Annotated in this window: 9 protein-coding genes; 8 read left to right on the top strand and 1 reads right to left on the bottom strand. The window is 53.2% G+C overall.

All coding sequences use genetic code 11. The annotated features are described in order from the left end of the window. Positions 1 to 21: 21 nt before the first annotated feature. The 6 genes from GCU39_RS19100 to mgrA all read left to right on the top strand — a co-directional run bounded on the left by GCU39_RS19100 (position 22) and on the right by mgrA (position 8726). The gene (locus tag GCU39_RS19100; RefSeq protein ID WP_152394976.1) at positions 22 to 2427 is read left to right on the top strand and encodes a 3-hydroxyacyl-CoA dehydrogenase/enoyl-CoA hydratase family protein; all 2406 of its coding nucleotides are present in this window, start codon (positions 22 to 24) and stop codon (positions 2425 to 2427) included. A gap of 44 nt (positions 2428 to 2471) precedes the next feature. Further along, entirely contained in the window at positions 2472 to 3653 is a 1182-nt protein-coding gene (locus GCU39_RS19095; protein ID WP_152394975.1) for an acetyl-CoA C-acyltransferase, read from the top strand. A gap of 36 nt (positions 3654 to 3689) precedes the next feature. Beyond that, the gene (locus tag GCU39_RS19090) at positions 3690 to 5471 is read left to right on the top strand and encodes an acyl-CoA dehydrogenase FadE (protein WP_152394974.1); all 1782 of its coding nucleotides are present in this window, start codon (positions 3690 to 3692) and stop codon (positions 5469 to 5471) included. Positions 5472 to 5484: 13 nt separating this feature from the next. Then, complete coding sequence (locus GCU39_RS19085; protein ID WP_321575589.1) at positions 5485 to 7182, top strand: long-chain-fatty-acid--CoA ligase; 1698 nt, start codon at positions 5485 to 5487, stop codon at positions 7180 to 7182. A gap of 45 nt (positions 7183 to 7227) precedes the next feature. After that, positions 7228 to 7653: a PaaI family thioesterase gene (locus GCU39_RS19080; RefSeq protein WP_193726548.1), complete on the top strand. Its 426-nt coding sequence runs from the start codon at positions 7228 to 7230 to the stop codon at positions 7651 to 7653. Between the two features lie 86 nt (positions 7654 to 7739). Continuing rightward, positions 7740 to 8726: an L-glyceraldehyde 3-phosphate reductase gene (gene mgrA / locus GCU39_RS19075; RefSeq protein ID WP_152394972.1), complete on the top strand. Its 987-nt coding sequence runs from the start codon at positions 7740 to 7742 to the stop codon at positions 8724 to 8726. A gap of 126 nt (positions 8727 to 8852) precedes the next feature. On the opposite strand, the gene GCU39_RS19070 is transcribed toward mgrA, so the two are convergent. Beyond that, positions 8853 to 9653, bottom strand: a complete 801-nt coding sequence (locus tag GCU39_RS19070; RefSeq protein ID WP_152394971.1) for a thermonuclease family protein — start codon at positions 9651 to 9653, stop codon at positions 8853 to 8855. 408 nt (positions 9654 to 10061) lie between these two features. Between GCU39_RS19070 and GCU39_RS19065 the strand changes: the two genes are divergently transcribed. Both GCU39_RS19065 and GCU39_RS19060 read left to right on the top strand, forming a co-directional pair. Beyond that, positions 10062 to 11207 carry a P-loop NTPase family protein gene (locus GCU39_RS19065; protein ID WP_152394970.1) on the top strand — a complete coding sequence of 382 codons (1146 nt, stop codon included), beginning with the start codon at positions 10062 to 10064 and terminating at the stop codon, positions 11205 to 11207. Further along, positions 11200 to 12444 carry a TadA family conjugal transfer-associated ATPase gene (locus GCU39_RS19060; protein ID WP_152394969.1) on the top strand — a complete coding sequence of 415 codons (1245 nt, stop codon included), beginning with the start codon at positions 11200 to 11202 and terminating at the stop codon, positions 12442 to 12444. Before GCU39_RS19065 ends, GCU39_RS19060 begins: the two co-directional genes overlap by 8 nt. Positions 12445 to 12453 lie beyond the last annotated feature (9 nt).

Genomic DNA, 12453 nt, shown 5'->3' with positions numbered 1-12453 from the left:
TGAAGTGGAGGGATGGACGAAATGACAAGAATGATTCGAAGAGCAGCGGTGCTGGGCTCCGGGGTGATGGGAGCAGCGATTGCTGCGCATCTAGCGAATGTGGGCATCTCATGCTTATTGCTTGATCGCGTACCGGATTCACGGACGAAGGAAGAGGAAGCAGCGGACTTGAATCCGGCCTCGTCTACATTTCGCAATCGGTTGGCTGCGGATGCGGTGGCAAGGTTGAAGAAGACGAACCCGTCTCCGCTCTATAGTCCAGAATTTGTGCAGCGCATTCAGATCGGGAATATTGAGGACGACTTACCGAGCCTATCGGATGTGGATTGGATTATTGAGGTCGTAACGGAGTCGCTGCCGATCAAAAAAGGACTCTATGCAAGGCTGGAGCAAGTCTGGAAGCCGGGGACCATCGTGAGCTCGAATACGTCGGGGATATCGATTCGCGAGATGGTCGCGGATTGCGGCGTAGGGCTTCGATCGCATTTTCTCGGGACGCATTTTTTCAATCCGCCGCGGTATATGAAGCTTCTCGAGATTATCCCGGGACCGGACACCGACCCGGAAATTCTGGCATTCATGAAGCAATTTGCTGAGAAGCGGCTTGGTAAAGGGGTCGTACAGGCGAAGGATACGCCAAATTTCATCGCCAACCGGATTGGGACGTACGGGCTGCTCGTGACATTGCAGGAGATGGAGCGCGGGGGATACTCCGTGGAGGAAGTGGATGCAGTGACCGGACCAGCCTTAGGCCGCCCGAAGAGCGCCACGTTCCGTACGTTGGATTTGGTAGGCCTCGATACGTTCGTGCATGTCGCGAACAATGTGCATTCGAATCTGCCAGAGAGTGCCGCGGAGGAACGGGCTGTATTTCAGTCGCCGCGCGTGTTGACGGAGCTCGTGCAGCGAGGCTGGATCGGCGAGAAATCGGGGCAGGGATTCTATAAGAAGGTGAAAGGCGCTGACGGCAAATCCGTCATCGAAGCGCTGCAGTTAGAGACGCTGACGTATGAGCCATCGCGCAAGATTACATCCGCCTCCCTTGAGGCTGCGAAAAATGCGAAGGGCGCGCGTGCGAGGATCAAGGCGCTGCTCGGAACGAATGATACGTATTCCCAGCTGGCATGGAATATCGTCAAACCTGTCTTGATCTATGCCGCGGAGAAAGTCGGGGAAATTGCAGACTCGATCGTGGAGATTGATCAAGCGATGAAGTGGGGCTTCAACTGGGATCTGGGACCGTTCGAGACCTGGGATGCGATCGGAGTCCGCGCTTCGATCGCCCGGATGGAAGCAGAAGGGACGATAGTTCCTGCGTGGGTGAAGGAATGGGTGGAGCAAGGGCATGACACCTTCTATCAGCAGCAGGAAGACCGATTGTTCTACACCCATCAGCAAACATGGGAAGGCATCGAAGCGAATCCGGAATACATCTCCCTTGCTCAGCTGAAGCAGCAGAAGAAGATCATTCGCAGCAACTCGGGTGCGAGTTTAATTGATCTAGGGGATGGGGTAGCCTGTCTCGAATTTCATTCCCCGAATAATGCGATCGGCGTTGATATTCTGTCGATGATTCAACAGAGCGTGGAGGAGGTCCGCCGCAATTGGCGCGGACTCGTACTTGCGAATGAAGGCAAAAACTTCTGCGTTGGCGCAAACCTGATGCTCCTGCTGATGGAAGCCCAAGATGGAGAATGGGATGAAGTGGATAACATCATTCGCACCTTCCAGAACACGATGCTTACGCTCAAGCGCCTCGATAAGCCTGTCGTTGCCGCGCCGCATCGCATGACATTAGGCGGTGGTGTGGAAGTGTGTATGCCAGCAGATCAGATTCTGTTCGCGGCAGAGACCTATTTCGGGCTCGTAGAGACGGGTGTGGGGTTAATTCCTGCGGGCGGTGGCTGCAAAGAGATGGCGCTTCGCGTCAGCCGATCCGCGATCGACCGTGATGAAGATATGCAGCCGTTTATGAATAAGGTGTTCGAGACGATTGCGCTCGCCAAAGTCTCGACCAGCGGCGATGATGCGCGTAACCTGCATTTTGCTCAGCTGCATGATCGTGTCATTATCCATCCCGACTATCGCATCTATGAAGCGAAGCAGGCGGTTCTGGCCATGGACCGGAGCGGTTATACGCTGCCGCCGGAGGAGCCGATTCGTGTGCTTGGCGAGGATGGCCGCGCAGTCATGCAGCTCGGTGCGCTGCAAATGCATCAAGGCGGCTATATCTCGGACCACGATCTCTTAATCGCCAAGAAGCTTGCTCATGTGCTGGCTGGAGGCCATGCTCCCGCGGGCTCACTCGTATCCGAACAATACATGCTCGATCTGGAGCGGGAAGCCTTCTTAAGTCTGTCGGGCGAACCGAAGACGATGCAGCGGATTCAATATACCCTCTCGAAAGGGAAGCCGCTTCGCAACTAACAGGTAAAGAGAGAAAGATTCGAAGAAAGTGAGGTGCAAGGGTGATGCAGGAGGCTGTCATCGTATCAATCGCCCGTACGGCGGTCGGAAGGGCGAAGCGTGGAAGTCTGGCACAGACGCGGGCTGAGGACTTGGGAAAAACGGTATTAAATGCGGTTGTGGAACGAGCGCCTGGACTCTCGAAAGGGGACGTTGAGGATATAATCATCGGCTGTGCGATGCCGGAAGGGGAGCAGGGACTTAATTTTGCGCGGATTATGGCGCAGTATGCAGGATTCCCCGTATCGGTCCCGGCACTGACGATTAATCGATTCTGCGCATCGGGGCTGCAGTCCATCGCCTTCGCGGCGGATCGCATCATGCTTGGCGAAGCCGATGTCGTGATTGCAGGCGGTGTAGAGAGTATGAGCCATGTGCCGATGGCGGGATTTAAGCCGTCTCCGCATCCGCAGATCGTCTCGGATCTGCCGGGCGTCTACATGGCGATGGGGCATACCGCCGAACAGGTGGCGAAGCAGTTCAATATTAGCCGCGAAGATCAGGATCGCTTCGCCGCGAGTAGTCACCATAAGGCAGCTGCGGCGCTCTCCTCTGGGAAGTTCGAGGAGGAGATCGTTCCACTTGAGACGAAGCTGCGGCATGTGGATGAGCGGGGCCAGCTCGTCGAGCGATCGATTGTGTTCGACCGCGATGAAGGGGTGCGGCCCGATACGTCGGAGGAGGTCTTGGCGAAGCTGAAGCCCGCATTCGCAGCCCGTGGGACGGTGACGGCGGGCAACGCGTCGCAGACCAGCGACGGAGCCGCCGCAGCGGTCGTCATGAGCAGAGCCAGAGCGGAGCAGCTGGGGCTGAAGCCACTCGCGACATTCCGTGCGTTTGCGGTGGCCGGTGTTGCACCAGAAGTAATGGGCATCGGTCCTGTTGAGGCGATCCCGAAGGCGTTGAAACGCGCGGGAATTGAAATCGATCAGGTCGATCTATTCGAGATCAATGAGGCATTCGCTTCGCAATGTCTCCATATCATTCGGGAACTGGGCCTGGATGAATCGAAGGTAAATGTCAATGGCGGAGCCATTGCGCTGGGGCATCCCCTAGGCTGCACTGGGACGAAGCTGTCCGCGAGCTTAATCTATGAACTGAAACGTCGCGGCGGCGGGATTGGCGTCGTATCGATGTGCATTGGCGGAGGGATGGGCGCCGCAGGGGTATTTGAAGTACATGAATAGATCGATTCAACAATTTGCGTACATGGAGGGAGTAAGATGGGGAAAGTGATCGATCGAATCATTGGCGGAAGCTTCGTCATTGAAGACATTTCGCCAGATCGGATTGTTACGCCGGAGGACTTCACCGAAGAACAGCGGATGTTCGTCGAGACGACAAAGCAATTTCTGCAGACGGATGTGCTGCCGCAGGATGAGCAGCTGGAGAAGCTGGACTATGAATTAACGGTGAAGCTCATGCGCAAGGCAGGGGAGCTCGGGCTGCTCAGCTCGGATATCCCGGAAATCTACGGCGGGCTCGGCCTAGACAAAGTCAGCTCGACCATCATTAACGAAGTGCTGGCAGGAGCTTCTTCCTTCGCATTGTCCGTCGGCGCTCACGTCGGGATCGGCACATTACCGATCGTGTTCTTCGGGACGCCGGAGCAGAAGGCCCGCTATCTGCCTGACCTGGCAACAGGCGCAAAGATCGCGGCGTATTGCCTCACGGAGCCTACATCGGGTTCGGATGCGCTGGGTGCGAAGACGACGGCGAAGCTGTCCGATGACGGCCAGCATTACATCTTGAACGGCTCAAAGGTATTTATTACGAATGCGGGCTTTGCGGACCTATTTATCGTGTACGCGAAGGTTGACGGGCAACATTTCTCTGCTTTTATCGTGGAGAAGGATACGCCGGGCTTCACCCTTGGGCCCGAAGAGAAAAAGATGGGGATTAAGGGCTCCTCGACGCGGCCTTTATTTTTCGAAGAGGCGCATGTCCCTGTCGATAACTTGCTCGGTGAAATAGGCAAAGGGCATCTTATTGCATTTAACATCCTCAATATCGGTCGGTTCAAGCTTGGGGCAGGCTGCCTAGGCGGTGCGAAGGAAGCGATTCACATCGCAGCGCAATATGCCAATGTGCGAACTCAGTTCGGCAAGCCGATCGCCTCGTTCCCGTTGATCGGGAAGAAGCTAGCCGAGATGAATATAACGACGTATGTCATGGAGAGCATGGTCTATCGCACCGCTGGATACATCGATCATATTCTCAGCGATCTGGATCATACGAGTCCGGACGCGGGGAAGCAGTCGGCCAAAGGAATATCGGAGTACGCGCTGGAATGCTCGATCAACAAAGTATTTGCTTCGGAAGCGCTTGACTTCGTCGCGGATGAGGGCGTCCAAATCCATGGCGGCTACGGCTTCATTCAAGAGTACAAAATTGAACGCATCTACCGGGATTCGCGCATCAATCGAATTTTCGAAGGTACCAATGAAATCAATCGGCTCCTAATTCCAGGAACATTGCTGAAGAAGGCATTAAAAGGCGAATTGCCGCTCATCCAGAAAGCAGAAGCCTTACAGTCTGAGCTGCTGCAGCTGATTCCCGGCCAGACCTTTGACGGCGTGTTGGAACAGGAGCGTCATTTGCTAAGCATGGCGAAAAAAATCTTCTTGTTCGCCGGCGGCGTCGCGATTCAGAAGGTCGGTACGCGCATCGAAGCGGAACAAGAGATTCTGAGCAGCCTTGCAGACATGATGATTCAGATCTATGCGCTCGAGAGCGCGCTGCTGCGCGCAGAGAAGCAGGTCGCTAGATCATCCGAGGCGGAATCGCTGAACTATATTCAAATGACGCAGGTGTTCGCGCAGGAAGCGTTCGAACGGATCGAATCCGAAGCGAAAATTACGCTCTCGACGCTAGAAACAGGCGATGTCCTGCGGACGCAGCTGTCGATCTTGAAGAAGCTGGCTCGTCATACTCCGGTCAATACGACGCAGTTGAAACGGGCGATCGGGGCTCGGGTCATTCATGGGGAGAAATATCAGTCTTAATCCATAGGAAGGGATGTGTTCGATATTGCATTCATCCAAGGTTTGGTTAAGGCACTATCCGCAAGAAGTCGCTCCATCGAATGATTATCCGGATCAGAACGTCGCTCAATTTCTCGTCGATTCCGCCACGAAGTTCGGCAGTCGTCCAGCGATAGATTTTATGGGCAAACGAATGACGTATGGTGAACTGCTATGCGAGTCAAATCGCTTCGCGAATGCGCTGCTCGCCTTAGGTATGAAGGCAGGGGATCGCATAGCGATTATGCTCCCGAACTGCCCGCAGATGGTGATCGCCTACTTCGGCATTCTGTCGATTGGCGCCATCGTCGTCCAGACGAACCCCCTCTATATGGAGGGGGAGCTGCGGCATCAGATGCAGGATTCCGGCGCGAAGGCCATTGTAACCCTCGATTTCATGCATCATCGCGTGTTGGCTGTTCAGCCGCAGACTTCGATTCAGCATGTGATTGTCGCCTCGCTGCGGGATGTGCTGCCCATTCCGGTGAAATGGCTCTATCCGGTCAAAGCAAAAAAAGACGGTCAGAACTTGTCCGTTACCTACGGCAGGTCCGTGCATTCCTTTCGCAAGCTGCTCGCAAGTGCTTCTCCCGTCTTCGAAATGGTGCAGGTGGACGCAGACGAAGATCTTGCCGTTCTGCAGTATACCGGAGGTACGACGGGGGTTCCGAAGGGTGCGATGCTAACCCATAAGAACCTCATTGCAAATACGTACCAAGTCTCCAAATGGTTCTATCGCGCGGAGTTCGGTCAAGAACGTTATCTCGGCGCCCTGCCTTGCTTCCATGTCTTTGGCCTGACGGTCATATTGAATCAGTGCGTGTATTCCGGAGGTATGCTGCTTCTACTGCCGCGATTCGAGGTCAGCCAAGTGCTGAAGACGATCGATAAGCATAGACCGACGATTTTCCCTGGGGCGCCGACGATGTATATCGCACTTATTCACCATAAGGACATTGCGAAATACGACCTGTCTTCGATTAAGGCTTGCGTGAGCGGATCTGCGCCGTTGCCGATTGAAGTGCAGGAGACGTTCGAAGGCTTGTCTGGTGGACGATTGGTTGAGGGCTACGGGTTGACGGAGGCTGCTCCCGTCACCCATGCGAATACGGTCTGGGAGAAGCGCAAGATCGGAACGATCGGCATTCCGCTGCCCGATACCGATGCCAAAATCATCGATCCCGATACGGGAGAGGAGCTGCCGATTGGTTCGGTAGGCGAGCTGCTCGTCAAGGGTCCGCAAGTGATGAAAGGGTACTGGAATCGCCCGCAAGAGACAGAGCAAGTGCTGCAGGATGGCTGGCTCTACACCGGGGATATGGGGACGATGGACGAGGACGGATTTTTTGCCATTGTAGATCGGAAGAAGGATGTCATTATCGCTGGCGGGTTCAAAATTTATCCGCGCGAAATCGACGAAGTGCTCTTCGAGCATCCAAGCATCAAAGAAGCGATTGCGGTCGGCGTCCCGGATGATTACCGCGGCGAGACGGTCAAGGCGTACATCGTGCTGCGGGATGGGGAGTTCACATCGGAGCAAGAGATTACCGCATGGTGCCGAGAGCGACTGGCTGCTTACAAAGTACCGCGGTTGTATGAATTCCGTGAATCACTACCGAAGAACATTATCGGAAAAGTGCTGCGCCGCAAGCTCTTGGAGGAAGAATTGAATAAAACCCCGAAAGGGAAATAGCACGGTGCAAGTGCTTGCTCGGTTGGCTGTAGGGAGGTGCGAAGGATGGATATGAGCGAGGCTGAACGGGAGGCCTATATTGCAAAAATTGCGCAGGCAGCAGAGGAGACATTCTGGGGGTATTTGGGCTGCCAGGTGGAGTCGTTGACGCCGAAGCAAGCGATCATTAGTCTCGAAGCGACGACGCATCATATGAATTTGATCGGCATGGTGCACGGCGGTGTGTTGTCATCACTGTTAGACAATGCGATGGGGGTGTTGATTGCTTCCCTGCTGCCAGGTGCGAAGACGGTAACGACGAATCTGAATGTTCATTATGTCGCGCCGATGTATGCAGGAAAATTGATCGTCACCGCAGACTTATTGCATCAATCCCGCAAAATGTTAACCGTCTACGGCTCCATTACGGACAGCGAGGGCCAGTTGGGCTCGATTGGAACGGGGACATTTCGTATTATTTCGGGCGACTAAGGTAAAATTTGACTTTGCCTTTGCTTGGGCTTACCATTTTGTTGAAGAAGCATGTACTTCAATAAGATCCATGGGAGGCAAGTACAATGACTTATCAGGCAAATCATGAGCGTTACAGCACGATGAAATACAATCGCACGGGCAAATCCGGGTTGAAGCTGCCTGCCGTCTCGCTCGGCATGTGGCATAACTTCGGCGGTGTGGACACCGAGGAGAACGGCAGAGCGCTGCTGCGTAGAGCGTTTGATCTCGGGATTACGCATATTGATCTGGCGAATAATTATGGACCTCCTCCGGGTTCAGCGGAGTCGATGTTCGGCCGGATGATGCAGAAGGATCTCGCACCGTATCGGGATGAACTCATCATCTCGACCAAAGCGGGATACTACATGTGGGAAGGGCCATATGGCGAATGGGGTTCGAAGAAATATCTCGTATCGAGCCTGGATCAGAGCCTGAAACGGATGAACCTGGACTATGTCGATATTTTCTATCATCACCGCCCAGATCCGGATACACCGCTGGAAGAGACCATGGCAGCGCTTGATTTGATTGTGCGTCAAGGGAAAGCGTTGTATGTGGGGATTTCCAATTATAATGCGGAGCAGACGGCGGAAGCGGTAAAAATTCTGCGCAGTCTAGGCACGCCGTTATTGATTCATCAGCCTTCGTATTCCATGTTCAACCGCTGGATCGAAGATGGGCTGCAGGATGTGCTCGAAGAAAACGGCGTTGGCAGCATTGCCTTCTCACCGCTTGCGCAAGGGTTGTTGACGGACCGCTATCTCGATGGTATTCCGCAAGATTCCCGTGCAGGGCGCGGCGGGTTCCTGAATAAGAAGGACGTGACCGATGAAGTGATTGCGAAGGCGCGCAAACTGCAGCAGATTGCAGCTAGACGCGGCCAATCGCTTGCGCAAATGGCGCTGGCTTGGGTGCTTCGCGGCGGTCGCGTGACGTCGGTGCTGATCGGTGCGAGCCGTGTGCCGCAGCTCGAGGAGAACGTCGCAGCAATTAATAACTTGGATTTCAGCAGCGATGAGCTGGCGGAGATTGAAGCGATTTTGAAATAGAGGAAACCAGATGACTTCTCAATGGCTGAGGGGTCATCTTTTTTCGTAGAACGTGCTAGAAAATGAAAAAAACCCGCAAGATGGCTCCCTTTTAAAGAGCCCATTTGCGGGTCAGCTGGCACAGGATCAGCGCTTTGCTTTACGGAATCCGGCTGCCTCGGCATCCGCCTCAGAGCAGAACATTTCTTCCGCTTTGGTCGATTCGTAGGATTGACCGCCGGGTACGTGGTAGATTTTATCGCCCTTACTACTGATATTGCCTTTGATCGTTGGTTTCTTGCAGGAGCCGATCGTTGAAGGCTTTTTGGCATTGTCCGTCGCGGATGTATCCTTCGCTTTGGTTGTCGACTTTGCGCCCTGCTCCGATTTCTTCGCCGCTGCATCATCGAACCCGCGATCGGTTGCATAATTTTCTATGCTCCAGATGCCAAGCTCTGCTTTTTGGGCTTTGGATTGAATGGCGCGGAATTGATCTACGTATTTCACGTTAGGAGGATAGACGTAAGCGACCCGAGCCAGGCCCTTTTCTAGCAGCAGTTCGTTGAACATCTTGCCGTCGATCCAGACGTAGGCCAGCAGTCGACCGTACTTATCACGTTCCGAGACGTCGAATTCTACCTTCACGCGTTGATTGGAGAGCGTTTCTTTGGCGAATTTAGATGCTTCAGGTCCGAAGGGCTCCACCGGCTTGGAGGGATGCACGGTCTCTGGCGTATCGACGAGCAGCAACCGGATACGCTCTGTTTTGCCATTGAACTCGACATCTAACGTATCGCCGTCGACGACCTTCACGACTTTCGCATTGGTATCGCCGGCGTTTGTGGAAGCAGTACTGCAACCAGTTAATACAATGATGAAGATCAATAAGATAGCCGTCGTTAGACGGACAGGGGTGAATGAGTTCTTAAATCGGTTTTTCAAATTCATAGGCACTCCTTATGTAATTCTTGATGGCATCGTGAACTGACATCGTGAACTTAAGTATGCGCACAAAAAGCGGCCTTGGCAAGCGAACAAAGTCTTACAACACAGGTTCGAAGTGTAAGTTACGTGTAGAATTGGATAAATCTTCTTGTCATGCGTGTGTTTTTATGCTAATCTATCGTTAAATACAGAACAGATGAACGGAAGCACCGTCATCATTCGCAGGTATCCTGCGTTTGGTGGCGGTTTTTTTGCGTTTTGGCGGAGCGAAAGGAGGGGGCTGCTTGCAGCGATGGGAGCTTCAGACGGCAGTATTCATGGCTGTGATAGGTGTGGTGTGTTGTATTGGCGGTGTGCTCAAGATGGCAGGCATGATGTGATGAGATCCAGGTATGGGAGGAGGGAGAACGCATGAAGAAATTAAATCTTGTATTAGCTTCCGCAGATCGAGAGTATGTGGAGTTATTCATGCATTATGTGCAGTCCTCGGAATTTGTTCATGAAGTGACGATGAAGTCGTTCACGCAGCTGGAGTCTTTCCGGTATTACGTGCAGCATGAATCCTCGGTGGATCTCATCTTGGGAGAGGAGGCATTTCTCGCAATGGAGAGTACCGCAAATTGTGCGTGTCCAATTCTGCTCCTAAGTGAAGATATTGGGGGATCGGGGGCGACGGAGACTGGGAAGAAGATTGGCAAATACCAGCCGCTGCATGTTCTTCTCTCCACCTTACTGTCGAAGTACGGCGGGGAGCGTAATCTGAGTCTGAATGATGGAGACAAGACGGGGCGCACGAAGGTGATTTCAATATATTCTGCGGTAGCTGGGATGGGCAAGTCGACACTCGCGCTGAACTTTTGCAGGCAGCTGACATTACAGGGGCAACGGGTGTTCTACTTGAGTCTAGAGATGTTGAACGGATCCGCGTTATTATTCGATGCATATCGCAGTCCACCAGCTGTGGATCCTGCTAATCGTTTGTCGAAGCTCCTCTATTATTTGAAATCGGAGCGAAGCGTGGACGAATTGTTAACGGAGTGGAATGCTTTCAAGTCGAGCGGGGCTACGATGAACTTCGATTATTTTGATCCACTGCATAATTTGGATGAAATGAAGCAGATAAATCAGCAGGATGCACGTCGTCTACTTGATCTGATTCAACGATCGGGAGCGTACGACACGGTTGTCGTAGATTTGGATTCAGCCATGGAGGAGCGGACCATTGCAGCAATGGAATACAGTGATAAGCTCTTCTGGCTCCTGCAAGACGATGCTTTAATGCTCTGGAAGACAGAGCAGGTACTCCAGTATTTGGAGCTCCATCAATCCAGCCAATCGTTGTCGGCGCTGCTGCACAAGACCTGTTTTGCGGTGAATAAATATCTTGGACAGATGGTGAATCCTGTCCGATCATCGCGGATTCGCGTAAGCGCTCATCTTCCCTATATTGCGGCATGGAAACAGATCGATCAGCCGCAAGTCTTGTTGCAAGCAGCTACTTTCCAATCGGCGGTGATGAAGTTGTGCGTTGAAGAAGGGGCGACGATGTATGGATGAGCAAGAGGCGTGGGTGTCTTCGATTCGCCAGACCGTACGGACGGGACTGAATTTATCAGGGTCAACGAGTGATGACGAGTTGTACAAGATGATTGAACAAGCCGTATTCAGGCATGAGCATGCTCAGAGTTGGACGGCGTCAGAGAAACAGCGGATTGTTCGTCGCGTATACTACACGTTTCGCGGACTGGACGTATTACAGCCTTATGTGGAAGATCGCCGGATTACCGAGATCATGATCAACAGCCATGACGAGATTTTCATTGAGATGGATGGGAAGGTTGAGCGCGCGAAGGTGGTATTTGAATCCCAAGATCGGCTTGAAGATATCATTCAATCGATCGTTGCGCAAGTGAACCGGGTAGTAAATGAGTCATCACCGATTGTCGATGCACGGCTCAAGGATGGATCGCGTGTCAACGTGGTTCTGCCGCCGATTGCGCTGAAGGGACCGACGATGACGATTCGGAAATTTCCGGACCAGCCGATGACGATGGATGATCTAGTGGCGAAGGGGGCGCTGACCTTGGAAGCGGCGCAATTTCTGCAGCGGCTCGTTCGCGGCAAATACAACATCTTTATCAGCGGGGGAACGGGTTCAGGGAAGACGACCTTCTTGAACGCCTTATCGCAGTATATTCCGAGCGATGAACGTGTCATTACGATTGAGGATTCTGCCGAACTGCAAATTCGCACGGTTCCGAATCTGGTCGCGCTGGAGACGCGGAACGCAAATACGGAAGGCAAAGGAGAGATATCGATCCGGGATTTGATTCGATCCTCGCTTCGGATGCGTCCGAACCGAATAGTAGTCGGGGAAGTGCGCGGGGCGGAGGCCCTCGACATGCTGCAGGCGATGAACACAGGACACGATGGTTCGCTATCAACAGGTCACAGCAATGGACCGCAGGATATGATCAGCCGCTTGGAGACGATGGTGCTAAGCGGTGCGCCGCTGCCGATTGAAGTTATTCGTCAGCAGATCTGTTCTGCGATCGATATTATCGTTCATTTATCACGGCTTCGTGATCGGTCCAGACATGTGATGGAGATTAGTGAAGTGATCGGACTTGAACATGGGGAGGTGAGGTTGATTCCGTTATTCCGATTCGAAGAAGAGGGGGAAGAAGCCGGTAAAGTGAAAGGTGAGCTGCAAGCGACGGGTCATGCATTGCAGGATCGGAGCAAGCTTCAGATGGCGGGCTTATTATTCGATGGTGAGCTAGTGGGTGGTTAGAAGAGGGGG

Origin of the sequence: Paenibacillus guangzhouensis (assembly GCF_009363075.1) — a bacterium.
Taxonomy (GTDB): domain Bacteria; phylum Bacillota; class Bacilli; order Paenibacillales; family Paenibacillaceae; genus Paenibacillus_K; species Paenibacillus_K guangzhouensis.
The sequence above is the reverse complement of the archived record's forward strand: the minus strand, read 5'-3'. Positions and strand labels throughout refer to the sequence as shown.

Excerpts from the sequence above, each read along its gene's own strand:
- GCU39_RS19100 (WP_152394976.1), top strand. The coding sequence starts at position 22 with ATGACAAGAATGATTCGAAGAGCAGCGGTGCTGGGCTCCGGGGTGATG.
- GCU39_RS19095 (WP_152394975.1), top strand. The coding sequence starts at position 2,472 with ATGCAGGAGGCTGTCATCGTATCAATCGCCCGTACGGCGGTCGGAAGG.
- GCU39_RS19090 (WP_152394974.1), top strand. The coding sequence starts at position 3,690 with ATGGGGAAAGTGATCGATCGAATCATTGGCGGAAGCTTCGTCATTGAA.
- GCU39_RS19085 (WP_321575589.1), top strand. The coding sequence starts at position 5,485 with ATGTGTTCGATATTGCATTCATCCAAGGTTTGGTTAAGGCACTATCCG.
- GCU39_RS19080 (WP_193726548.1), top strand. The coding sequence starts at position 7,228 with ATGGATATGAGCGAGGCTGAACGGGAGGCCTATATTGCAAAAATTGCG.
- mgrA (WP_152394972.1), top strand. The coding sequence starts at position 7,740 with ATGACTTATCAGGCAAATCATGAGCGTTACAGCACGATGAAATACAAT.
- GCU39_RS19070 (WP_152394971.1), bottom strand. The coding sequence starts at position 9,653 with ATGAATTTGAAAAACCGATTTAAGAACTCATTCACCCCTGTCCGTCTA.
- GCU39_RS19065 (WP_152394970.1), top strand. The coding sequence starts at position 10,062 with ATGAAGAAATTAAATCTTGTATTAGCTTCCGCAGATCGAGAGTATGTG.
- GCU39_RS19060 (WP_152394969.1), top strand. The coding sequence starts at position 11,200 with ATGGATGAGCAAGAGGCGTGGGTGTCTTCGATTCGCCAGACCGTACGG.